This is a genomic window from Arenibacter algicola (assembly GCF_018860365.1).
Lineage (GTDB): Bacteria > Bacteroidota > Bacteroidia > Flavobacteriales > Flavobacteriaceae > Arenibacter > Arenibacter algicola_B.
This window is the reverse complement of record NZ_JAHKPO010000022.1, coordinates 1-24,298: the sequence shown is the minus strand read 5'-3', so window position 1 is coordinate 24,298 and position 24,298 is coordinate 1. Positions and strand designations below refer to the sequence as shown.

Annotated in this window: 18 protein-coding genes; 9 read left to right on the top strand and 9 right to left on the bottom strand. The window is 38.8% G+C overall.

All coding sequences use genetic code 11. The features are described 5' to 3' along the window. Positions 1–15: 15 nt before the first annotated feature. Entirely contained in the window at positions 16–1,374 is a 1,359-nt protein-coding gene (locus tag KO529_RS17420; RefSeq protein WP_215949146.1) for a hypothetical protein, read from the bottom strand. Between the two features lie 294 nt (positions 1,375–1,668). Here KO529_RS17420 and KO529_RS17415 point away from each other — a divergent pair, with 294 nt between their 5' ends. After that, positions 1,669–2,595, top strand: a complete 927-nt coding sequence (locus tag KO529_RS17415; RefSeq protein ID WP_215949145.1) for an NAD-dependent epimerase/dehydratase family protein — start codon at positions 1,669–1,671, stop codon at positions 2,593–2,595. A gap of 167 nt (positions 2,596–2,762) precedes the next feature. Here the strand turns inward: KO529_RS17415 and KO529_RS17410 are convergent, their stop codons facing one another. Further along, the gene (locus KO529_RS17410) at positions 2,763–3,332 is read right to left on the bottom strand and encodes a c-type cytochrome (RefSeq protein ID WP_252734464.1); all 570 of its coding nucleotides are present in this window, start codon (positions 3,330–3,332) and stop codon (positions 2,763–2,765) included. Positions 3,333–3,801: 469 nt separating this feature from the next. Between KO529_RS17410 and KO529_RS17405 the strand changes: the two genes are divergently transcribed. Then, positions 3,802–4,239 (top strand): VOC family protein, encoded by a 438-nt coding sequence (locus tag KO529_RS17405; protein ID WP_215949144.1) that lies wholly within the window; start codon positions 3,802–3,804, stop codon positions 4,237–4,239. 73 nt (positions 4,240–4,312) lie between these two features. Here KO529_RS17405 and KO529_RS17400 read toward each other — a convergent pair whose 3' ends face one another. Next, positions 4,313–4,594 (bottom strand): pyrimidine/purine nucleoside phosphorylase, encoded by a 282-nt coding sequence (locus KO529_RS17400; RefSeq protein WP_215949143.1) that lies wholly within the window; start codon positions 4,592–4,594, stop codon positions 4,313–4,315. 343 nt (positions 4,595–4,937) lie between these two features. On the opposite strand from KO529_RS17400, the gene KO529_RS17395 reads away from it, so the two are divergent. The 7 genes from KO529_RS17395 (at position 4,938) to KO529_RS17365 (ending at position 11,271) form a co-directional block, all read left to right on the top strand. Beyond that, a complete protein-coding gene (locus KO529_RS17395; protein ID WP_215949142.1) occupies positions 4,938–6,017 on the top strand; it encodes a hypothetical protein in 1,080 nt (359 codons plus the stop codon). Between the two features lie 257 nt (positions 6,018–6,274). Continuing rightward, positions 6,275–7,741 carry a pyridoxal phosphate-dependent decarboxylase family protein gene (locus KO529_RS17390; protein ID WP_247096403.1) on the top strand — a complete coding sequence of 489 codons (1,467 nt, stop codon included), beginning with the start codon at positions 6,275–6,277 and terminating at the stop codon, positions 7,739–7,741. Between the two features lie 106 nt (positions 7,742–7,847). Beyond that, positions 7,848–8,195 carry a VOC family protein gene (locus tag KO529_RS17385; RefSeq protein ID WP_215949140.1) on the top strand — a complete coding sequence of 116 codons (348 nt, stop codon included), beginning with the start codon at positions 7,848–7,850 and terminating at the stop codon, positions 8,193–8,195. A 177-nt stretch (positions 8,196–8,372) separates the two neighbouring features. After that, positions 8,373–9,176, top strand: coding sequence for an AraC family transcriptional regulator (locus tag KO529_RS17380; RefSeq protein ID WP_215949139.1), 804 nt, complete (start codon positions 8,373–8,375; stop codon positions 9,174–9,176). Between the two features lie 87 nt (positions 9,177–9,263). Continuing rightward, positions 9,264–9,806 (top strand): cupin domain-containing protein, encoded by a 543-nt coding sequence (locus tag KO529_RS17375; protein WP_215949138.1) that lies wholly within the window; start codon positions 9,264–9,266, stop codon positions 9,804–9,806. 240 nt (positions 9,807–10,046) lie between these two features. After that, a complete protein-coding gene (locus KO529_RS17370) occupies positions 10,047–10,502 on the top strand; it encodes an SRPBCC family protein (RefSeq protein ID WP_215949137.1) in 456 nt (151 codons plus the stop codon). A 157-nt stretch (positions 10,503–10,659) separates the two neighbouring features. Continuing rightward, a complete protein-coding gene (locus KO529_RS17365) occupies positions 10,660–11,271 on the top strand; it encodes a gamma-glutamylcyclotransferase (RefSeq protein WP_215949136.1) in 612 nt (203 codons plus the stop codon). A gap of 797 nt (positions 11,272–12,068) precedes the next feature. Here KO529_RS17365 and KO529_RS17360 read toward each other — a convergent pair. The 6 genes from KO529_RS17360 to KO529_RS17335 all read right to left on the bottom strand — a co-directional run bounded on the left by KO529_RS17360 (position 12,069) and on the right by KO529_RS17335 (position 24,111). Then, positions 12,069–13,289 carry a hypothetical protein gene (locus KO529_RS17360; RefSeq protein ID WP_215949135.1) on the bottom strand — a complete coding sequence of 407 codons (1,221 nt, stop codon included), beginning with the start codon at positions 13,287–13,289 and terminating at the stop codon, positions 12,069–12,071. A gap of 148 nt (positions 13,290–13,437) precedes the next feature. Next, the gene (locus tag KO529_RS17355; protein ID WP_111624969.1) at positions 13,438–14,100 is read right to left on the bottom strand and encodes an ABC transporter ATP-binding protein; all 663 of its coding nucleotides are present in this window, start codon (positions 14,098–14,100) and stop codon (positions 13,438–13,440) included. Positions 14,101–14,152: 52 nt separating this feature from the next. Continuing rightward, the gene (locus KO529_RS17350; RefSeq protein WP_215949134.1) at positions 14,153–16,570 is read right to left on the bottom strand and encodes an ABC transporter permease; all 2,418 of its coding nucleotides are present in this window, start codon (positions 16,568–16,570) and stop codon (positions 14,153–14,155) included. Between the two features lie 122 nt (positions 16,571–16,692). Further along, positions 16,693–19,053 (bottom strand): ABC transporter permease, encoded by a 2,361-nt coding sequence (locus KO529_RS17345; protein WP_215949133.1) that lies wholly within the window; start codon positions 19,051–19,053, stop codon positions 16,693–16,695. Between the two features lie 147 nt (positions 19,054–19,200). After that, positions 19,201–21,603, bottom strand: a complete 2,403-nt coding sequence (locus KO529_RS17340; RefSeq protein WP_215949132.1) for an ABC transporter permease — start codon at positions 21,601–21,603, stop codon at positions 19,201–19,203. Positions 21,604–21,678: 75 nt separating this feature from the next. Beyond that, positions 21,679–24,111 carry an ABC transporter permease gene (locus KO529_RS17335; RefSeq protein WP_215949131.1) on the bottom strand — a complete coding sequence of 811 codons (2,433 nt, stop codon included), beginning with the start codon at positions 24,109–24,111 and terminating at the stop codon, positions 21,679–21,681. Positions 24,112–24,298: the final 187 nt, after the last annotated feature.

Here is a 24,298-nt window from a genome sequence, read left to right as displayed (position 1 = left end):
ATAATTTAGTTTTCATCAAGGTTTTTCAATTGCCCTAAACGCAGCCAAGGGGCAACTTACTGTGGTCATATACAAGGGGTTTTGTTTGTGTCCGGAAGGATGAAAACATTCATAGGGAGCTCCGTATTCCAACCCTTTTCTAAAGTCGTTTTCACGCAAATCATCTATGAATTCTTTGGCCAATTTCTGCGCAAGTTTAAAATTAGTTTTAGCTATGGCATAGCATACCCATCCTGTAGGCGTTCCCCAATAGGCCCCGTTCTGATAGGTGTTTTTCTTTGCCAGCGAAAATTCCCAAGCGGTGGAATCGCTAAAGTCATCCGTTGTTAATATATGCCTAATGTTGCCTTTGTAGGATAAATAGCCATTTTCATAGGTTTGGGACAGAAATCTACTTGTTTTTTCGGTTTCCTCATTACTCAAGATATTGTAATAGATTGCTAAGGCCGTAGACCAAACGTCCGCTTGACTTCCTTTGTCATTCGAAGCTTTAAGCATTCCCCTGCTATCCATAAACAATAAAGGTATTGCCTCTTTTATCTTGGCTGCAATAAAACGGTATTTTTCCGCTTTTTCCTGATTGTTTCGTTTTTCATACAATTCGGAAAGCTCCAAGGCAGCCTTAAATTTTAATATGGACGGATAGCAAAGATCCCCTGTAATGGTCATAACATCCCTAAACCCAAAATCGATGCCCCTAAAATGGTCCGTGGTAGTAACAATATGATTATCCAATCTGGATGGTAGCACGTTAAAAGCTATTTCGAGCCGATCTATAAGCCTTAACCCGTTAATTTCCTTATCCAATATAGACAGATCCGTAGTTGTCCCCACATAATAATGGGCCATATGTACAAAGAAAAACTGATCCCCGTAAGGCGGGGTCATACCAAACACCGGAGTTCCCTGTTCCTCGAAACTATACGTTCCAGGAAAGTATATGGGCAGACTATCGTCCATCCGAATATGATCTGCTATGGCACCCAAAGGAATCATGGACCCATTTTTGGTAATCCACGTTCTATCGGCTTGGGTAGAAGCAGTCAACATTAACATATTTCTTTGTTCCTCCTTTGTAATAAATCCCGATTCCAAAGACATGGCATAATCGCGAATCCAAAAAGCAGGATAACTCCCCCTCCCCCCAGGTTTAACCAAAACTATTCCTGTATTGTTGTTACCCATTTGATCAGCAACCTTCTGTCCTGGATAAATACGGGAACTATCAATGATGGTTTCGGTTAGAGTTTCCAGAAATTTAAAATCCTCGTCACTTAAAACTGGGTTCTTTGGTGTAGATACAGATTGCCCAATACTAGATGCCGTAATGGCAATGGAAAATAAGGTTAATGTCGCTTTCTTCTTAAAATTCATTACGGGTTTCAAAATTAATATACTGCCCCCTTAAGATATAAAGGCACTTCTAAAATACGATTTTAAAATTGACAAAGTCGCAAACCTAAAAGACTGGTCTAAATCACTAATTATATGTCGATTAAAACTTAATACAGCTGTATAAGAATAGGGAAAAATGTTAATTTTAACTAAGCTATTTTGACGGTCAAAAAATATTAACTAGAAATTGCTGTAACTAATAAACAACTATAGCAACCAATAACAAAGGAAACATCTAAAATATCCCATAAATCAAAAAAAAAAAAAACAGTTATGCAAACAATATTGGGCTCTGGTGGGGCAATTGGCATTGAACTGGCCAAGGCTTTAAAAGATTATACTACAGATATCAGGTTGGTTAGTAGAAATCCGCAAAAGGTAAATGATACGGACAAACTTTTTTCCGCTGATCTTTTGGATAGAACTAAGGTTTTTGAAGCAGTCCAAGGCTCGAGCATTGTGTATGTCACTGTGGGATTTCCGTATAACCTTAAAGTTTGGCAGCAGAACTGGCCAAAATTCATAAAATACGTAATCGATGCCTGTATAGAATATAAATGCAAATTGGTGTTTTTTGACAATATATACATGTACGACCTCAATTATTTAAATGGAATGAATGAGGAAACCCCCATTAATCCCCCAAGCCAGAAAGGTAAAATTCGTGCGGAAGTAGCGGCAATGATCATGGACAAAGTCAAAGAAGGACAACTTGAAGCTTTGATTGCCCGTTCTGCAGATTTTTATGGCCCAAATATTAAAAATTCGAGCATGTTGACAGAGATGGCATTTAAACCTTTAAGTAACGGGAAAAAAGCAAATTGGCTAGCCTCTTTAAATTTTAAACATTCCTTTACCTATACTCCTGACGCGGCAAAAGCTACCGCCTTGCTTGGCAATTCGGCCAAAGCGTTCAATCAGGTTTGGCATTTGCCAACAGCAAGTAACCCTTTTACCGGAAAGGAATGGATAGAGACCATTGCAAAAGAAATGGAGGTAAAACCAGGAATACAGGTTGCCAGCAGATTAATTGTAAAAATAATGGGCCTATTTATACCTATTATGAGGGAAATGCCCGAAATGATGTATCAGTATGACAGAGACTATGTCTTTAATTCGGATAAATTCGACAGTCATTTTAGTTTTAGGACCACTCCCTATTTAGAAGGAATTAAAGAAATTGTTAGTTCCGATTATTAAAAAGAACCCTAGGAGGTGTTCACCATTTTTACACTTTTCGACAAGTTTTGGTAATGAAAAAATACAGTGCCATTCACTTAAATGCTTTGCTCCCTTTTTATTAACATTTGGAGAATGGCACCGTTGCAATACAAAATAATGTTTAAAAACAACTATTGAAGAATAACCTATATACTAGGCAAAATGGCTTGTGGCACTATATTCTTTACAGGCTTTATGCTCTTTAAATAGGCATATATTGCCTTTATGTCCTCATCTGGCAATTTGGAATATCCTTCCCAGGGCATTGGGGGCAATAGTGGCCTACTATTATCCAGCCCTTTATACTTCCCCTCTTTTATGGCCTTCACAAATTGCTCCTCGGACCAAAATCCAATTCCCGTAGCATCTGGGGTTAAATTACCGGCAAAGGAAGTGCCCCATGGTCCAATTGCGGCGGTTCCGTTCATATTAAACAGCACATAGCCCCCTACAGATTGGGGGTCATAGTTAGGTAAAATTTCATTGGAATCATGACCGGACAGCAATCTATTGGGATCGGGCACAGGACCTCTTGGAGTCATAACTTTAGGGGAGTGACAATCGTTGCACCCCAAGGTAGCAACCAAAAACTCCCCTCGTTGAATCCGATCACCGGACTTAGGTAATTCTGCTTTTGCTATTTCCTTTTGTTTTGGTGAGCCGCATGCACTTAACATTAAGCTGGTGATGGCAAGCATAAAAAATGTTTTTTTCATAAACTTTTAATTTAGATTTTATTTTATGGATATAAGAACATTTAGTTTTTAATCCGATGCCCATAAAACCATGGAATGAGATTAAAACGTACTTGACAAAGGAAGACAGAAAGTGCGTTGCCGACAATCACATAAGTATGTGAAATATTCGGGAGCCATTTTTAAAATATGACAAAGTATGTTAGGACAATGCTATCCTTAAGGCTACTGACCAGCAATGAAAAATATGTAAAAAAGGCCAAAACCCTTATTTTGGATCCAAGCCGCCACATAGGTACAACAATGCAAAAAGCCTGGATTTTTATTGGGATTATAGAATGTCCAAGAAGTAACTTTAATATAATTCCAGGAAAATCCATTCTTTTTACACGAGAAATATCTTTCAACCATTGACCACACCCTATTTTCAACCTTCAGAAGGGCTCCGATTAATTTGTTATCTTACCAAAGTAATCCACAAACAAAAGCCATGAACCAATCAACCACATGTCTCCAGGACAATTTTAACGGGCTGCAACACCTAGGTTTACCCGTCTCCAATTTGAAGGCTTCTATGGAATTCTATGAATCCCTCGGTTTTAAAAGGGTTATGTCCTCTCAAGTAGATGTTCCTACCGAGAATGACACCATTCTTGTGGCCATGATGGAGCAGAAAGGAGTAATTATTGAACTATATCAGGTTACCAAGAACGAAATGTTGGAACTAAAATCGAGGAAAGATGGTCATGTAGACCATATTGCTTTTGACGTGGGCGATGTTGACAAAGCCTTTAACGAACTTAAAGCTGCCGGATTTACCATGGTAGAAGAGAAACCAGTATTCCTCAATTTCTGGGAAAAAGGCTGTAAATATTTTGCCATACGCGGACTGGATGGTGAAAAATTGGAATTCAATCAAATTATGTAAAACTGTCCAACAAAGTCCATTATCCCTTTACCAAAGAAATAATTGCCAAAAATTCTAGACTCGAAATTTCGAACTATTCATATTGGCACAAATAGGAGGTTTGCCCTACAGACTTTACCTTAAAAGAAGTGTTGGCCCCTACTTTAAATGAGCTGCCGGCCTTAAATGATTTCCATTCGGATTCCCCGGGCAACAAAGCAATTAATTCCCCTTCCACCACTATCATGTTTTCCTTGGACGATGTTCCAAATTCATACTCACCTGGTTCCATTACCCCAATAGTCGATTTACCTGTAGCCGAGGTATACCCTAACGATTTTACCGTTCCATCAAAATATTCGTTGCTCGAAATCATAAATTTTCTTTTATCAAATAGCTGACAAATATAAAGAAAGGAAGTTCAGAATAGCCATATCCGCTATATTTTTAAACCCGCCAAACTACTGTTTTAGCCTAAATAATTTCGCTCCTTAAAAATACTGCCCTTAATTAGAACAATATTATTGGCCGTACATTACAAAGACCATTTTTGAAGTTGTTGGAATAAACATTAATGTTGACCAATTGGTTATTAAAGTGTGTACAGCTTACAAAAAGCAGGCCCATAAAATTTAAAGGCCTCCATAACAAAACAAAAATTCCCTACATTTAAACAAGCAATCCTATAGAATAAAGTATTGAGCTAAAGAATAATAAGAATGAAATACACCTTAACTATTGCACTTCTACTAACTACAATCTGTCTATGCTCCTATACCTACAAACCAAAAACAACTTCTGTAAGTATCCAAGGTGAGCAGTTCTACATCAATGATCAAATAACCTATAAACAAAGATATTGGAAAGGCAATAAAATTGAAGGTTTGCTTTTTAATTCACGAATGGTCCAAGGAATATTTGATGATCTTAATAGCGACACCCGGGATAATTTTAAATATCCGGATTCGGACAAATGGGACGCCGAGAGGAACACTTCAGAATTTGTAAATGCCATGGAGGATTGGAAGGCCCATGGATTGTTATCTTTTACCCTTAACCTACAAGGCGGAAGTCCATTGGGCTATGGCAATCATGGATGGATCAACTCTACATTTGACAGTTTGGGCAACCTAAGAGAGGATTACTTAAATAGACTTGAAAAAATATTGGATAAATCCAATGAACTGGGCATGGTAGTTATACTTGGTTATTTTTATTTTGGTCAGGATGAACAATTAAAAGATGAACAGGCTGTATTAAATGCCGTTGATAATATGACCAATTGGATTCTAGAGAAAAACTATAAAAACATACTGATAGAGATAAACAACGAATGTGATATTAAATATGACCACCCCATTTTGCAGCCACAGCGCGTAACGGAACTAATTAAGAGAGTTCAAGAAATAAGTGGCCATAAACTTTTAGTAAGTACCAGTTATTCAGGAAATAAAATTCCCTCTTCCGAGGTCATTGCTTCCTCAGATTTTGTGTTGTTGCATGGGAACGGTGTAAAAGATCCAAAAAGAATAAGGGAGATGGTAACTTTGGTTAGACAGTCCGAAAGTTATTCTCCAAAGCCTATTCTATTCAATGAGGACGATCATTTTGATTTTGACAAGGAGTCCTATAATTTTCTCTCTGCCACAGAATCGTACGCTTCATGGGGTTACTTCGATTTTAGAATGAAAGGGGAAGATTATACCTCTGGTTTTCAGAGTGTCCCTGTAGACTGGACTATTAGTTCTGATCGAAAGAAGGCTTTTTTCAACAAACTAAAAGAAATTACAGGATATTAGGGAGTGATAATTGCCGAAATAAGAATGAAGCCAAAATTATCCCTCTTACTCCCTTCCCTACCATAGAATATAACAGATGGAACCAAAAAATTAATTTCACCGCTTATAACAAAATGGCACGGACAAATTGCTATACTATGCCTTCAACCAGGGTGATCTAAATTGGTTAATAATAGTTGCCCTATGATTGGTAGCGTAAAATAAGTAGACAAATAATTTATTTCTTCAACGATATGGATGATAATCGCAATGCATCAATGGAAATAACCAAAGAAGAGTTTAAAAGTATTGGTTATCAGCTAATTGACAGAATAGCCGGATTCCTGGATACAATAGATGAAAAACCTGTTACCCCGGGAGAGGGACCCCAAGCACTACAAAAAATTCTGGGCATTTCTCCCTTCCCGGACAATGGTAGTCCCGTAGAAGATATCATTTCCAATGCAACCGAATTATTGATGAACCATTCCCTGCTCAACGGTCATCCAAAATTTATGGGCTATATTACCTCCTCCCCTGCACCTATCGGCATGCTTGCCGATTTATTGGCGGCTGCGGTGAACCCCAATGTGGGTGCGCACATTTTGAGCCCCATGGCTACAGAAATTGAAAAGCAAACAGTACAATGGCTGGCCGAATTCATTGGGGTCTCGCCAGACTATGGTGGAATATTGGTAAGTGGAGGCAACATGGCCAATTTTACTGCATTTTTAGCAGCACGAACTGCCAAGGCCCCTAAAAACATCAAGGAAGATGGTCTTGGCAGCGCTTCAAAAAAGTTAATGATCTATTGTTCAAAAACAACGCATACCTGGGTGGAAAAGGCGGCTATTCTTTTTGGCCACGGGTCTAAATCTACCAGATGGATCCCAACGGACACCACCAATAAAATGGATAACGATCTCTTGGAACAAGCCATAAAAAAGGATCTGAAAGATGGTCATCAACCTTTTATGGTCGTTGGAACGGCCGGGGATGTAAGTACGGGGGTTGTAGATAACCTAAATGGCATTGCATCTATATGCAAGACCTATGATTTATGGTTCCATATAGATGGGGCCTATGGCATACCTGCCGCTATTGTTCCAGAATTAAACCAGGTGTTCCAAGGCATTAAAGAGGCAGATTCCTTAGCACTAGATCCGCACAAATGGCTTTATAGCCCGTTGGAAGCAGGGTGCACTTTGGTAAAAAATCCCAAACATCTCACTGACACTTATAGTTCGCATCCCGAATATTACAATTTTAGTAAAAATGACCATGGTCCGGCTTTAAATTTTTATGAATATGGCCTTCAGAATTCACGTGGATTTAGAGCATTAAAAGTTTGGATGGCCTTAAGACAGGTAGGTAGAAATGGTTATTTAAAAATGATCCGTGAGGATATTGGGTTATCCCAATTATTTTTCCAATTGGCAAACAATCATGAGGAATTGGAAGCTGTAACCCAGAGTTTAAGCATTACCACCTTAAGGTATGTACCTTTTGGCTATGGAGATAAATCCGAGGGGAATGAAAAATATTTAAACACCCTAAATGAGGCTCTGTTGGATAACCTACAACTAGGTGGCCAGGTATTTCTCTCCAACGCCATTGTAAATCATAAATATTGTTTACGTGGGTGTATTGTAAATTTTAGGACCTCAAAAAAAGATATTGAGGAAATCATTGAAATAATAGTGAGGGAAGGAAAGCAAATGCATCAAAAATTAAGATCAAAATAAGTTAAAATTGAGTTTTAATGAGTATGGGCCCCTTCTCACATAGGAACCGAATAATAACGAACAAGATTAAACTCTCATTCAATTTGTAATCAAAAAACCTACCCAAATGATAGCAAAAGACAGCCACATCAACTATGTAGAGTTCAAGGCAAAAGACTTGAAAGAAACAAAGAGGTTCTATGAATCCTCCTTTGATTGGAACTTTACAGATTATGGTCCCACCTATATCGCATTTTCAGAAAGTGGACTTGAAGGTGGATTTGAAAAGACTGATAATGAAATTGTAAATGGTGCACTCGTTGTTTTGTTTCATACCAATCTTAAGTTCATAAAAAACAAAATTATCGAAGCGGGCGGGAAAATCTCAAAAGATATTTTCTCTTTCCCCGGAGGGCACAGGTTTCATTTTAAGGACCCTTCAGGGAACGAACTTGCCGTTTGGTCCGATCAGTAGTAATCCATCAACGCCATATTACCATCACCCTGTCATAAACGGAGGATTCTTAGCATTTATCTCATACCAACCTTGCTATTCCCCCAAAGTTTTTGCATATTTATATATCGGATATTTCTTCCGAAAATTTGTAGCAGCCTCATGGGCACCAAATAATAGTAGGCTGCACCTTTGACTATGGATCCAGAAGCCATAAAAATATCGCGAGTAGTAAACAAAACCACCTCAAAAAAAAACGAGGGGTATTATGCGCTTTTCTGGATTAAAAACGGAGTAAAATGGCTTGAAATAGACAAGGTCCCGTACAGAAATGTATCCAATTCACTTTTCTTTCTTCACCCTAGTATCGATTGGAAACTAAGAAAGGAAAATACGGGCTCGTCCTCTGGCTATATTTTGTATTTGTCACAAGAAATATTGGATAATCCTTTGTTGAGCAAACTTCACATTAACGAAGTAAGGCTTTTTACCACAGATGCAATTCCTAAAATAAATCTCTCCCCTGGCATAGAAAAAAGGATTCAGTCTATTTTGGAAATGCTGGATGAGCTGATAGGATCAGAACTTAACCATAAGGACGATGCCATAATTTCCTTATTAAACACCATTTTTGTCTATTGTGACGGGCAATGCAATATTAAATCGGTCATATCGGAAAACAACGCAAAAAAGGCACTCGTTTATAAATTTAAAAAACTGGTAGACAAACGCTTTTCCGTGAACCATAAGGTGAGCGACTATGCAGAGATGCTCAATGTATCTGACAACTATTTAAATGAATGCATAAAGGAAACCATTGGTGTTAACGCAAAGGCCATTATAACCGAAAAAAGAATAATGAACTCTCGTCACCAGTTGAAATTTACGGATAAAACCATCAAAGAAATCTGCTTCGAACTCGGCTTCTCCTCTCCAGATTATTTCAGCTATTTTTTTAAAAAACATACTGGAATTACCCCATCCATGCTTAGAGAAAGCTAAAAGCGGCAAAATCTAAGGATATACCCTGTTTTTCACATTCCCTTGCTTTAGGTATTGGCCTAATTTGCTGATTCTAAAAACAATATTATGGACAGGAAAAAATTTTTAAAAGCATCCGGAATAGGGTTGGGCATGATGATGATGCCCGGTATGGTACAATGTCAGTCGTCCTCCGCAGGCGACTATTCCATAAAAACAGAACCCAAAATTATCAAGGACGAGGAAGGAAATGTTTTAAATGTAATCGGTGATATACAGACTCATAAGCTAGTGGGCAGCGAAACAGGAAACCAAATAGTGGAATGGGTAGATAACGTGGGACCGGGAGTAGGCATACCTCCACACATCCATACCAAGGAAGATGAAATATTTAGGGTAATTAAAGGACAGGTCGAAATAATGGTCGATGGGGAAACTACGGTCTTAAATGAGGGCGATGTGGCATTTGCACCCAAAAACATTCCACATTCCTGGAAGGTAGTTGGTACGGAAATGGCCAAAATGATTACTTCTGCCTTCCCTGCCGGCATAGAATTTATGTTTCAAGAACTGGCCGAACTCCCAGAAGGTCCTCCCGATTTTGAAAAAGTAGCACAAATATGTGCAAAGCAAGGTATTACCTTCGTGTAAATTACATAAATACCATTTTATCGTGATTAGCCTTCCCTAAAAAATGGGAAGGCTTTTTTGTGCTATATTTTCAAATCCTATATCTAAGACCATTATTGGGAAATGAATTAAGATGGCCTTATCTTTAATACAATTAAATCACCTATACTTCTTAAACTGATAAGTCAAATCTTTATGAGAATGGCTATAAAAGTCAAAGTGGTTTTCTAACAACACAACCAGTTTTACAAAAAACATTCTATGGGATTTTATCAATTTAAAAAAACGCAAGAAATCAATGCCCCCATTGAGAAGGTATGGAAATTTATTTCTGACCCCGCCAATCTAAAAAAAATTACACCGGATTATATGGGCTTTGATATCACTACAACAGACGTTCCTTCCAAAATGTATGCAGGAATGATTATAAGCTACAAGGTTTCACCTTTGTTCGGAATTAAAACCACATGGGTCACAGAAATTACGCACTTAAAGGAAAATAGCTATTTTGTGGACGAACAAAGGGTTGGACCATACAAGATATGGCATCATCAACATATTATAGATTCCATACCCAATGGAACTTTAATGACAGATATTGTTAGTTACCAACCTCCACTGGGCTTCTTGGGGAGTATAGCCAATAAACTAATTATTAAAGCAAAGCTCAACGAAATATTCGATTATAGGACCAAGGCTTTGGATGAAATATTTTAAAAAGTATAAATCAATTATTTAATGAATTAAGCTAAATTTGGGGTAAGTCGCCATGATGGTATCTGGCATAAAAATCTTAGTTAAGATTCCTAGAAATGGTCTTTACTCTTAATAAATTTTGACTTTCTTTACTATCACTTTTTTAGGATGTAATTAAATGAATGGAAAATCCGCTATAAAAATCCAAGAAGGCAAAGTTGGAATGATCGGCTACGGTATGTTATCCTCTTTGGAGAGTCTTGAGGAAATCCTAGGAAGAAAATATCAGGATCCTATCTATTGGATACATCTTAGGGGTATGCAGCGCGCTTGGAACTTTGTAGCCCCCAACAACGATCCAAATTTCCCTGCAGAATATATAAAATATGAGTCCTTTTGTCTTAAAAACAATAGCACCATACCTTACGAAAAGTCTATATTTTTAAATATTATAGAAAATAAGGACATACGATTAAACTGTATCCTGTATTTCTTAACCCAAGAGGAATTGGCCTTGTTTGATCAATTTGAACTGGGATATACCAGAATTGATGTCACAGATCGTATTGAAGAATTCGATGTTGAAAACGGCACAGTCTATGCCTACAAGGCACTGCCAGCATATGAGTACGATGCCATTAATGACAAGGACAAAAGTATCATAGAAAAAGGTTATTTAGATTTAGTATTGGCATCCTATGAAAACATGGGAAATGAACACAAACTGCAATTTGAACAATCCACATTACCCCATGACCCCAATTTAGTAGCTCCTGTAATACATAAGTAGGTTAGGGAATAGTTTAAGTATAATTGCACAACAAATGCGCTAAACAGATAATTAATTTCTTTTTTCCTAAAATAATAACCCCCTATGAAGTAGTCCTCAAAGGGGGTTTGTTCATCTTCTTTATGAACCAAATGAAACTGAATTAACAGGATACTTTCAAATTAACCAGCCGGCATCATTTACGCTTTCTAGTCTGCTTGGCTTCCAATTTTTGCTTAATTTTCTCCTGCTTTTTTGTCTTTAAATCTACTTTTGGGGCTTTTAATGTTTTACCTCTAGCCATGATGATAATATTTTAAATATTTATTAATTTTTAAAATTTAACACGGTAATCCTAAAAAAGTAAACCTTAACATGCGAGTCTATACCAAATGCAAGAGCACATGGCAAATATTTATTATTTTTAAATGAGTAAGGTCTATAGGATTATGTTAGCACACTCGCGGGTGCTCAAAAATTCGGGAAGATAATTTTCGATTTTCGTATGGAAAAATTGGAAGGATAAACCTTGGCAAAAAAGCGCAAGAAGGTTACATCCTTGGGCTCTGGCCCAAGTGTATATTTGGTTCTTGAATTAAATAATCTGCTTCTCATAATGAACAGAAAACATAGTTTTATTCAACAATATCAATACAGATATTAAGTATATTGATTCCATTCCAAACATACACAATATAAGTCGCACTTTCAAATTTCAAAACCCGCACAAACTTTTTCAACCATGGCATCCTCGTTTCAAGAGTTCAAATAATACAATTCTAGAGGGTGGCGTTAAACAATGTCGTATTGAGAAAATACTATTGGGAAGTAACGGCACTTTTCTGTAAAAAGGCCCTGAGTACAAAGTGCACCGACATAATCAAAAGCATTACAAATAAATACTCGTTAAAAAAATTATCCTTGGATGGAAAACTGGGTACATACAACCTAAACGCAATCGCATAACTTATTAAGGACAAAAGCAGTAATAACATACTATATCTCCAATCTCTAAAGCAATCCAAATACAAGTTGGGTCTTATTAAAGGCCTTAATTCCTTTCCAAACAATTGCCCGGCCAAAGGCCATAAAAAAATAAGTGGCAAGGCAAACAATCTGGCTTCCCTGGCCAAGGTAGCAACCATTACAATAGGTGTATTAATTACCACGGCGAGTAAAAAAGCCTGAACGTACTTTTTTTCCAATGCAGAAAATATCTTGGACTTATGGCTCATATAAAGAAAATATAGGCCGGGACCTAAAACCAAGAAAAAGGAGACTATTGATTCTAGAGAACTGGCATAAGTGCCAAAATTCTGAAAATAACAGCTTAGCCTGTTGGCAGCCACTTCGGACGTTTCTTTCCAAATACCGGTAGCCCACAAGAATATTCCTAAATAAATAACATATAAGGGCATAGGAGCAAAAAGCAGTAGCAATTTTCTTTTAATCCCGAAATTCCACATATTCTTGGACTTTAAACTAAAACCTGAAAAAATAATGACCAATCCGGGCAAAAGAAATAAAGTACTTTCCCTTGCAATAATTGCCAACAAAAATAAGGGGACATAATACAGCCACTTTTCACGGATCAAAGCCAATATACTTAGCAAGATCAAACAATACTGTAGCGGCTCATCATAACTGAATACAGGAGGAAAAAAGGCAAAAATTATTGAAAAGGTCAAAAAATAGGCCACTTGGTTAAAAATAGCCTGACCTTTTGTAGCATTAAGCTTTAGGGAGATGATATATATCAATATCCCACTGACAAACAATAATAATAGATTAACAAGCACAAAAGATTCTCCCAAGGTTACCCCAAAAATACCGGACGAACCTTCGATCAACAAAGACGTTAATGGGCGCCTAGCAAAGGGTGCAAATTCCTGATGATATCTAATTTGGGAAGCCAAAAAAACATGGGATAGTTTGGTATTGTTTTCATTCAGCATACTGTCCGACACCGGCAGCATATGAATAGCATAGATTAGCAGCACAAACAGAAAACTAATAAAATACTGCAAATAGTTTTTCATATTATACGCCCCAATGGAATGCCTAAAAGTAAACAAAACATTAATTGGTTCCTATAAAGCCATTTGTTAGTTCCAAGGAAGGAAAAGTCAATCCATTCTCCCCATTATTTTCATTGGTCAATTCTCATGAAATTTCGGATGTTATCCTCTATATTTTTCTACCGTCCAACAGATTTATGATTCGCGAACCGTAGGTAGCATTTTTTTCTGAGTGCGTTACCTGAATTATAGTTACACCTTCACTATTCAATTGCTTAAAAAGTTCCATGATCTCCTCCCCTTGTTTAGAGTTTAAATTCCCTGTAGGTTCATCGGCCAAAATAAGTTTTGGAGATGAGATCAACGCCCTTGCAATCCCCACCAATTGTTGTTGTCCACCACTTAATTGTGCCGGAAACAAATCTTTCTTTCCAACTATATTAAATCGGTCCAAGGTATCCGCCACCAAGGATTTACGTTCAGAGCTGCCTACTTTTTTATAAAGTAATGGCATTTCCAGATTTTCCTGAACGGTAAGGTCGTCCAACAAGTGGTAGGATTGAAAAACAAAGCCTATATATTGTTTGTACAAATTGGCACGGTGTTTTTCTTTTAGGGTATGAACAGGCTCATCCAAAAAGCTGTATTCCCCTTCATCAAAATTATCCAACATCCCAATAACATTGAGCAAGGTGGATTTCCCAGAACCGGAGGGCCCCATCACAGAAATAAATTCCCCTTCTTCCACACTAAGATTAATATCCTTTAACAGGAAGACACGTTGTCCTCCCGAGTTTACCCATTTAAATATGTTGTTAAGTTTTAGTAGCATAATGTATTTTATTTAGTTGATGTCTCCCCCCTTAACCCCTGCTCTGTATTGTTCACTCCGTCCGTAAACTTTTTAAGGGTTTGGTCAGCGCAGCCCCAATGGACTGATAACTAATTGTCACCACGGCAATAATCAAAGCTATTCCGCCAGCGACAAAGAATATTTCCCATCCAATATTAATTTTATAGGCAAAATCCTCCAACCATCGGTTCATCATATACCATCCTATGGGTATCGCTATAAGTATGGCCAAAAGAATCAATTTTAGAAAATCCAGGGTCAATAGTTTATAGATACTTTCAAAAGGAGCCCCCAAAACCAATCGAATACTAATTTCCTTTTTGCGTTGTTCCACCATAAAGGCAGAAAGGGCAAACAAACCTAAACAGGCCACTAGAATTGCGAACAAGGCAAAGCTGTTGAATATTTTCCCCATGCGTTCCACATCTTCGTGCATTTGGGTGAATTGTTGATCTAAAAAGGAATAAGAAAAAACTTGATTGGGAACATTTTTATTCCAAATTGCTTCAATAGAGGCCAAGGACTCCCCAAAATTGTCCGGCTTGAGCTTTACTGAAATAGCACCACTATCATTATTGGCAATTACCAGGCTAAGCGGGGCTATATCTTCTTTCAAGGATTTAAAATGAAAGTCCTTTACGACCCCTACAATCGTCCAATCCATTCCGTTATTTATCTGTTTTCCAATGGGATTTTCATAACCCAATTCATGGGCCATTTGATCATTGATAATCATCGAATTCACGGAGTCAGAGGCAAATTCCCGTGAAAAATCACGGCCCTCCTTGACTTTAATTCCCAAAGTTTTTATATAATCATAATCCACGCGCCAAATCTGTGCAGGAACCCCACGGTCCTCAATACCCTCCCCCGTCTTTTTAAAGGTATTTCCGTTTCTTTTGGCGCCCTCTATCGGCAAATAATCACTTTTTGTTACTGTTTGTACCTGCTGAAGCTGTAAGAGTTGTTCCTTAAAACTCTCCGATTTGTTTCCTAGGATATTGGCCCCTTCCAAAACAACCACCTGCTCCTTGTTATAACCCAATTCTTTGTGCTGTATATAATCCATTTGCTTGTAAATGATCAGTGTCCCGATAATCAGGATTACCGATGTGGCAAACTGAAACACTACCAGCCCACTCCTCAGCTTCCCGCTTTTACTACCTACACTAATGCTCCCTTTCAGCACACTTACAGGTCTAAAGGCAGAGAGATAAAATGCAGGGTACATTCCCGCCAAGATTCCGATAAACAGCGCAGAAGCTACCATAAGCGGTACAAACCACCACACCTCCCTGGGAAATAAAATAGATTTTGCTGCAATGGAATTAAAGGCAGGCAACAAGGCCCAGGCCAGCATAAGCCCCAACATAAAAGAGATTATACTGAACAACACCGATTCGGTAAGAAATTGCGCAACCAAATTACTCTTAAACGCTCCCACTGTTTTGCGTAAACCAACTTCTTTGGCCCTATTGGCCGATTTGGCGGTAGAAAGGTTGATGAAATTGATACAGGCCAGCAATAAAACAAACCCTGCAATGGCTCCAAAGAGCCAAACAAAACGAATATCGCCATGTTTTAGACCATCACCCATTGCAAGATCCGATCTTAAATGAATATCCCCTATAGGCTGTAATTTATATTCTATCGTCTTCAGAATTTCAATAAAATCCGGAGCACGGCCACGAGCCATTTGGGCGGGGATTACATAATTTTCCATAATAGAAAACATTTTTTTCTCCAAGGCTGGAATATCCGTATTCTCATCCACTAAAACATATGTAAAATAGTTCTGGTTGGTCCAACTCATGTTGGTATCCTCTATAGGTAACAGAAAATTAAACTGTAGGTGGGAATTCTTGGGGAAATCTGGCATTACCCCGGTAATGGTATAGGGCTTTGAGGTATTATTGTCCAAAACAATGGTCTTGCTCAAGGCCTCCCCATGAGGGAAATATTTATCTGCCTTGGATTTGGAAATCACGATATTCCCGGGTTGTAACAAGGCCTCATTGGTGTTTCCCTGTTCCAAGGAAATCTCGAGAATTTCGAGAATGTTCTGGTTGGCAAAAACAAATCCGTCCTCAAAATTGTTTTGGGATTCGCCAGCCAATCTTAAACCTCTTTTCCCGGCGCCAAAAAGTTCGCTCATATTTATTTTCCCAGTCTTTTGTATTTCTGGAAAATCGGATTGTAGGGCATCTGCAAAAGGCAATTGAAAATGAACGCTCTTTCTAATTTCACCGTCCATAAAACCCTGTAAAACAACTCGATAGATACGATCTTTGTTTTTGTACTGTTGGTCATAGCTGAGTTCATCACCAATGAACAAGGCTATTAAAAGGCAGGCTGCAATACCCATGGCAAAGCCGCCAATCTTTATTACCGTAAAGAGTTTGTCTTTTTTGATACTCCGCCAAGCGATTTTTAGATAGTTTTTAAACATGATTCTCGTGTTTTGTTTTAATTGATGATATGCGATTTAACTCCTAACCATACACCGCTCCCAATTCATTGTTAATTGCCCATTGTTCACTGCTCACTGGCAACTGCTTACTGTTTACTTAATCACTCCGTTCTTAAACTTTTGGCAGGATCTGTTCTAACGGCCCTGATAGTCTCATAACTTACTGTTATTAGCGCTACTCCCAATAGCATTATTCCCCCCAAAGCAAACAGCCACCAATTAATGGCCATATGATAGGCAAAGCCTTGTATCCATTCATTCATATAATACCAGGCAACGGGAACAGCAATTAAAAGGGCTATGCCTACAAGCTTTAAAAAATCTTTTGAAAGCAGGTTAAACAGCCCAAAAACACTTGCTCCCAATACTTTTCTAACGGCAATTTCCTTGACCCGCTGATTGGCCATGAAAGCTACCAGTCCAAATAGACCTATACAGGAAATAAAGATGGCCAAGGCTGTAAAGGCACCTACTAATTGCTGTGTTTTTTGCTCTTGTTTGTATCCATTCCCAATAGTTTCATCCAAGAAATGATAGGCAAATGGTAAGCTACTAAATTGGGCGTGTACTTTTTCCATATGGGCGATGGCCTCCTTGGTTCTCCCGGGCATGGTTTTTATATACACAAGGTCAGGTTCTGCGGGCCTACAACGAATAATCATTGGTTGTATAGGGTTATGCAGGGAGGTAAAGTGAAAGTTCTTGACCACCCCAACAATTTTCCCGCCTTCATCACCCCAAAAACTTAATGATTTCCCAATTGCATCTTTCATCCCCATGGCTTTTACCGCTTCCTCATTGACCAAATAATTCAAAGTATCAGTGGCATATTCAGGAGAAAAACTCCGGCCCTCCTTAATAGGAATGTTCAGCATTTCCATAAGGCCAAAATCGGTTGTAAGGATGGTAAACCATTGTTGCCCATCATCAGGACTCTGTGCTTCCCAAACCGGATCGGAGGTGGTACCCCAAGAATCAATAAAATTACTACTAGCAGAACTCAGTTCTTTAATTCCCGAAAAATTTGCCAACTCGGCCTTAAATGTCTTTGATTTTAAATACGTTTCATGGTTCATCGGCATATAAACAATGTTCTCCTTATCCAAGCCTAGATTTCTATTCTTTATATATTGAAGCTGCAGGTAGATCACCATGGTTCCCGTAATCATAAGCATGCAGAGAAAGAACTGGAATACGACAAGGCCTTTCCTTAAAAAATTTTCGCCTTTATTACCCTTTAGTTTTTCGTTCAGGGCATTTATCCCGTTGACAGAAGATAGTGAAAAAGCAGGATAGAGCCCTGAAAACAATATTGTGGCCAATGAAATAAGCACTAAAATGCCATAGATTTGACCGTCCGAAAAGTCGATTATCAATTCCTTTTCAGTAATTGCATTGAACATAGGCATGGAAACTGCCGCCAACAAAACTGCGAACACAACGGAGATGCCCACTTGAACTGCCGATTCCGTGAAAAATTGTACTAGTAATGAGCCCCTCCCTGCGCCAAGGACTTTTTTGACCCCTACCTCCTTGGAACGCTTAACGGCCAAGGCCGTAGTGAGGTTTATAAAATTAAAACAGGCAATGAGTAAAGTGAAAATGGCAATGATGGCAAAGAGAATAATATCATCAATTGGACCACCAATGGGTTGACCATTTTCAAATTTCGAATAAAGGTATCGGTCATTAAGGGGTTGTAATGAGAGTGTTCGCCATTTATCGTCTCCCATTTCTTCAGGAAGATGTTGCAACTTTTTCCCCAGGAGATCAAGGTCCGCCCCTTCTCCATGCAGTACATAAGTCTTCACCCATGTATTGCCCCAACTTTTATTGTTCATCGGCAAGAAATTGTCCACCGGCACAACTGCATCGAATTTTAAAGTGGATTGCCGCGGAATTTTCTTGAATATCCCTGTAACCAGATAGGGCTCGGAAATTTCGGAAAGCATTAGATCTACTGTTTTTCCCATAGCTTCCCCATCTGGAAAATACATAGTAACCATTTCTTCAGATAGAACGATACTTTTTAGGTCTTTTAAGCAGGTTTTGGGTTCTCCTTCTTTCAAGGGAAAACTAAATAGTTCGAAAAATCCGATATCGGTTCCAATTAGTTGTGCTTCAATTGACTTCTCCCCAATTTTTAAGAGTCCCCCTCTTGGCCCTGTTCTACGTACAGCAGTCTCTATCTCGGGGAGTTGATCCATCAAAGTCTCTGCGACTGGATATCCGGTACCGTCCCATGTGCTGATAGATCCATCATCGGAGCCAACATTGGTCATTACCTGACTAATTTGGTTACCCTTTATGTGAAATGCGTCTTTATCCAACTCGTCGGAAATCCACAGGGCGATCAATAAAGTACACCATAGCCCTAAGGAAAGTCCCACAATATTGATCAGTGCAAAGGCCTTTCTTTTTGCTAAACTTCGAAATGCAATTTTAATATGGTTTTTTAACATGAATCTCGTTTTTAGTCCTCCCAGCTTAGGCGTGAAACTGGGTTGATATTTGATTTAAATTTTATTGTCTTTCGTAATTATTGCACATTGATAGTTCTTCTTTGTTCTACGTTAATGTTCACTGTTTACTGCCTACTTTTCACTTTTTCACTCTGTTCGCAAACTCTTTACCGGATTCGAATTCGCTGCCTTGATAGCTTGAAAACTTACCGTAATAACCGTCACTGTCATGGCACCGAAAACCGCTAGGGCGAAAATCCACCATTCAAGGAGCATGTGATAGGGATAATCCTGTAACCATCCGTTCATCACATAGTAGGCAATGGGCACCGCAATAAAACAAGAGATAGTGACCAGTTTCAGAAAATCCTTTGAAAGCATACTCCAAACGTTGAATACAGTGGCCCCCAACACTTTTCGTACCCCGATTTCTTTGGTGCGCTGCTCGGCCACAAAAGAGGTTAGCCCAAATAAACCAAGACAGCTGATCAAAATTGCCAAGGCCGTGAAAACTCCGGAAAGTGTCCCAATCCGTTCCTCCGAGGCAAATTTTTTCCCGTATTCATCATCTACAAAATCATACTCAAAAGGAAGATCCGGAAAATGTTCTTTAAATACCCTTTCTATAATGGCTATATTCTGACTCGCACTTTGGTTAGGATTTAGACGTAAGTTATAATAGCTAGAATTGCCATGTTTGTCAAAAACATAAAGCCCTTGCTTAACTGGCTCGTAAGGAGATTCCGTAATCATATCTTCGACTACTCCAATAATTTTCAAAGGTGGACCCGGGTCTTCTTCTTCGTCATTGTCTTTTAAAAACTTGCCAATGGGATCCTTGATCCCCATATATTTCACTGCCGTCCTGTTGATCAACACAGCGTTGGAATCGGTAGCGAATTCCCTTGAAAAATCACGGCCTTCAACAATTTTCATACCCAAAGACTTAACGTATTCGGGAGTCACTTCAGTCCATGCCAAATCTTCCTGAAAACCCTCCGGCTTGCCTTCCCAATCAAAGCCACTACGGTTGGACCAAATCCGCGTAGTTGGACTGCTGGACGCCGACATTTCAATTACGGCAGCTGAATTTAAAAATTCGCTTCGCATTAAATCGTATTTACCTTCAAAATCTTGACTGAATGTTGGTATTTGAATAAGTCCTTCCTTATTATAACCAACAGGGCGGTTTTTTGCATGGTTGATCTGTTGCATAACGATTACGGTACCTATAATGAAAGCCACCGAAACCGTAAATTGTAGAACCACCAGGATTTTCCTGGGCAACCCTGCATACCTGCCAGATTTAAACGTCCCCTTTAAAACATCAACAGGTTTAAAAGAGGATAAATACAATGCAGGATAACTACCTGCCAACAAGGCCGTAAATAAAATAAATGCTAAAGAGCTGATCCAAAAAATTCCATTGGTCCATGGAAAGGAAATTTCCTTTTTGGAAAGATCATTAAATCCGTTTAAGGACATAATCACTATTACCACAGCCATAAAAAAGGCAAACAATACCACCAAAAATGATTCACACAAAAATTGATTGATTAAATGATTTCTCTGAGATCCGATGGATTTTCGGATTCCAACTTCTTTGGCTCTTTTTTCAGATCTGGCCGTACTCAAGTTCATAAAATTTATACAGGCCAAAAGCAATACGAACACCCCAATTATTCCGAAGAGCCATACATATTTTATTCTGCCCCCGGATTGCCTTCCGTTTTCGAAATTGCCCCGTAGGTACCAATCTTTCATGGGAAATAGAAATATTTGTGGATTGAATTCTGCCGTATCTTCATTCAGATCCTTTTTTACATTTATAATAGCCTCGGTAACTTTTTCCATTGTGATGTTATCGGCAATCTGAACGAACATTTGAAAGGAGTTGTTCCCCCAATTGTCGATAGCATTTTTCATCCATTCTTGGGTCGCGATCAATTTGTCCCAAGGCATTAAGAATTCGACATCATGAAATGAATTATTAAAGGGAATATCCTCATATACCGCACTCACCGTTACATCATATTGGTTGTTGACCTGTAAGGTCTTACCAATAGGTTCCTCTTCCCCAAAAAGTGCATAGGCGACCGATTCGGACAGCATTACGGAATTCAACTCCCGTAAGCCGTCTTTTTCCCCTTTTAAAATTTTTAGGTCCAACATTTCAGGAGCTTCAGACTGCATAAAATTACCCGTTTTAGAAATGCTCTTGTCCTTGTACTTTAAATATCTTGATATGTTCCAGGAAGACATAACCAGATGTTTGAAGTTATCTGCATAACCATCTCTTAAAGCCCTTTCCAAAGGTCTGGGTATAGCTGGCCCCGTACCTGTGGTTTCATTGAAAGTTTGCGACTGAAATACTTGTGCCAATTTATCCTTTTTGGAGAAATAACCATTGTGGGATATTTCATCCTGGATCCAAAGACCTATGATGAGCGTTACGGCCATACCCAACGCCAATCCGCCTACATTAATGGCAGTATATCCCTTATTGTTCCAAAGATTCCGCCAAGCGATTTTGAAAAAGTTCTTAATCATGGTTTATTCGTTTTTTGATTTGATTGATGATATGCGTTTTAATTCCTAACTATCCACTGCTCACTGTTCACTCAACTATTCCGTTCGTAAACTTTTTACAGGATTCACTATAGCCGCCTTAATACTTTGATAGCTTACAGTAAGTATTGCTATCCCTATTGCCAAGAATGCCGCCAAGGCGAACACCCACCATTCTATTTCTATCCGATAGGTAAAATCTTCGAGCCACTTGTTCATTAGGTACCAACCAACGGGCAACGAAATAAGTATTGCAACCCCTACCATTTTTAAAAAGTCGGTCGTAAGGCGATAGCTTATTTGGCCAACACTTGCCCCCAATACTTTTCGTATACCAATCTCCTTGGTTCGTTTTTGGGCATTGAAGGCCGCTAGTCCAAATAATCCAAGGCAAGCGATTAAGATGGACAGTATGGTAAAGGTCACGAAAATGCGCCCTAATTGCTGTTCGGCTTCATAAGTGGTATTAAAGGAGTCCTCCATAAACCGATAAGCGAAAGGTTGCCCCGGAGCTATTTTATTCCATACCCCTCCAACACTTGCAATGGAGTTTGAAAAATCCCCTGCCTCCAATTTTATGGCCATGGAACCTGTAGACCTGCCCAAGGTCATACTCAATGCGCCAATATCTTCCCGTAGCGACTCGTAATTAAAATTTTTTATGACACCGATAATGGTAAAATAATTGGAAGTTCCATCTTCAAAATTGCGGATAATTCGCATACCCAAAGCATCTTTGGGTTGTACGCCCAAAATGGCCACTGCGGATTCGTTGATAAGCATTGCTGTAGAGTCGGTACCAAACTGCCTATCAAAATTCCTACCCTCCAAAATCTCCATATTTAAAGTGGGAATGTAATTGTCATCTACATTCCATATCTGCATGTTGATGGAGTTCTCTGCTGTTGCCCCGCCTTCTTTAAAAAAGGAAGTATTGTTGCGGCTGGAAGGTGTTGGTAAAAAGCTGCTCAATGTTGCGCTTTCCACTCGGCCCAGTTGTTCCACTTCCTCCTTAAACGCCGTGGCTTTGTCTCCCAATGTATAAACATCATCTACAATTAAAACCTGATCTTTTGTAAATCCCAGATCTTTATTTTGAATAAACTTCAATTGCATAAAAACCACCAAAGTGCTTACAATTAAAAACACTGAAATAGCAAATTGGAATACCACTAGGAAACTTCTAATATTCCCACCCCCTGTACTAGTTGTTCCAGCCCCTTTAAGCACTTTAACAGGCACAAAACGGGACATAAAAAATGCAGGATACATTCCTGAAAAAAGAGCCAGAACTGTTGACCCAATAAATAAGGCCATCCAAAAAAATGGATCGGTAAATGGTATGGAAATGGACTTGCCAGATAGGGCATTAAAGTAAGGTGTAGCCATAATTGCTATTACCAAGGCAAACAATAATGAGATGAAGGAAATTAAACCTGATTCCGTCAAAAATTGTCGTATCAAGGCAGATTTGTCCGACCCCAATGTTTTGCGAATACCTACTTCTTTTGCCCTTTTAAGGGACTGTGCCGTGGATAGGTTCATAAAATTAACACTGGCCAATAAGATCAGGAACAAGCCTATAAATGAAAGAATATAGACATTTTGAATACTACTATTTGAGCTAAGTTCATGGTCTTTGTTGGAATACAGATGAATATCCTTCAAGGCTATTGTGCTATAGTACAGATAATTTCCGGAGGCGGCCAACTGTTCTTCTGTTGCCCCAGGCAAAAATGTCTGTACATAAGGCATTATGTATGTGCCTAGCATGGACTGTAAGGGCTCCTGAAAATCGGCAATATCTGCACCGGGTATCAGCTTAATAAAGGTAAAGAAATTATGACTTGTCCATTCCTGGTTTTTAGCCTCTTCACTCCCCGCCATGGCCATAAAAACGCTATGATTTCTAAGGAATGACCGCTCTGGCATATCCTCTATTACTCCGGTGACGGTATAGGTATCGGTATTGTTCAACAATAACTGTTGACCTAGAGCGTCTTTTAATCCAAAATGCTTTAGGGCTGCCGATCTGGTCAGGACTAAGGTATTGGGTTCTTTTAGGGCGGTTTTCACATCCCCTTCCAATAGATCCAGACCAAACATCTCAAAAAAAGTAGCATCTACAAAGGTTGAACCTTGTTCTTTTACGTTTGCTTCCGCATCACTCTTTCTAAGGAGCATACTGCCCAAATTCCTAAATCTAGTTGTGAGTTCCACCTGTGAAAAATCGTTCTCCATGGCAGCCGCCATCGGAGCTGAAACTTCCGCGGATTTGCTCTCCGTACCCCCAAATTTTGTATCCGTATTAATTCTATAAATGCGGTCGGCATCTTTGAACATCGTATCAAAATTCATCTCATCATAGATGTATAGCGATATGAGCAAGCCACCGGCCATTCCAATGGCCAGACCGAAAGTATTCAGGAAGGTAAAAAAGGGCTGTCTTTTAAGACTTCTCCAAGCTATTTTGATGTGATTTTTAAACATGATTAGTGTTTTTGATGAGAAATAAGTTCTACACTTATTTCATTGATGAATAAACTCCTTTCTCTTATAAACCTGCAAGGTTTCCAAAACCTTGTAGGTTTTAATTTCCATGCAGGTGTCCGAACCTTATTGGTTTCACTTCCAAATCCTGGCCTAGACCTACAATAAGGTCCGCAAAAAGGCGGAC

Coding starts and splice junctions, on each gene's coding strand:
- KO529_RS17420 (WP_215949146.1), bottom strand. CDS start 1,374: ATGAATTTTAAGAAGAAAGCGACATTAACCTTATTTTCCATTGCCATT.
- KO529_RS17415 (WP_215949145.1), top strand. CDS start 1,669: ATGCAAACAATATTGGGCTCTGGTGGGGCAATTGGCATTGAACTGGCC.
- KO529_RS17410 (WP_252734464.1), bottom strand. CDS start 3,332: ATGAAAAAAACATTTTTTATGCTTGCCATCACCAGCTTAATGTTAAGT.
- KO529_RS17405 (WP_215949144.1), top strand. CDS start 3,802: ATGAACCAATCAACCACATGTCTCCAGGACAATTTTAACGGGCTGCAA.
- KO529_RS17400 (WP_215949143.1), bottom strand. CDS start 4,594: ATGATTTCGAGCAACGAATATTTTGATGGAACGGTAAAATCGTTAGGG.
- KO529_RS17395 (WP_215949142.1), top strand. CDS start 4,938: ATGAAATACACCTTAACTATTGCACTTCTACTAACTACAATCTGTCTA.
- KO529_RS17390 (WP_247096403.1), top strand. CDS start 6,275: ATGGAAATAACCAAAGAAGAGTTTAAAAGTATTGGTTATCAGCTAATT.
- KO529_RS17385 (WP_215949140.1), top strand. CDS start 7,848: ATGATAGCAAAAGACAGCCACATCAACTATGTAGAGTTCAAGGCAAAA.
- KO529_RS17380 (WP_215949139.1), top strand. CDS start 8,373: ATGGATCCAGAAGCCATAAAAATATCGCGAGTAGTAAACAAAACCACC.
- KO529_RS17375 (WP_215949138.1), top strand. CDS start 9,264: ATGGACAGGAAAAAATTTTTAAAAGCATCCGGAATAGGGTTGGGCATG.
- KO529_RS17370 (WP_215949137.1), top strand. CDS start 10,047: ATGGGATTTTATCAATTTAAAAAAACGCAAGAAATCAATGCCCCCATT.
- KO529_RS17365 (WP_215949136.1), top strand. CDS start 10,660: ATGAATGGAAAATCCGCTATAAAAATCCAAGAAGGCAAAGTTGGAATG.
- KO529_RS17360 (WP_215949135.1), bottom strand. CDS start 13,289: ATGAAAAACTATTTGCAGTATTTTATTAGTTTTCTGTTTGTGCTGCTA.
- KO529_RS17355 (WP_111624969.1), bottom strand. CDS start 14,100: ATGCTACTAAAACTTAACAACATATTTAAATGGGTAAACTCGGGAGGA.
- KO529_RS17350 (WP_215949134.1), bottom strand. CDS start 16,570: ATGTTTAAAAACTATCTAAAAATCGCTTGGCGGAGTATCAAAAAAGAC.
- KO529_RS17345 (WP_215949133.1), bottom strand. CDS start 19,053: ATGTTAAAAAACCATATTAAAATTGCATTTCGAAGTTTAGCAAAAAGA.
- KO529_RS17340 (WP_215949132.1), bottom strand. CDS start 21,603: ATGATTAAGAACTTTTTCAAAATCGCTTGGCGGAATCTTTGGAACAAT.
- KO529_RS17335 (WP_215949131.1), bottom strand. CDS start 24,111: ATGTTTAAAAATCACATCAAAATAGCTTGGAGAAGTCTTAAAAGACAG.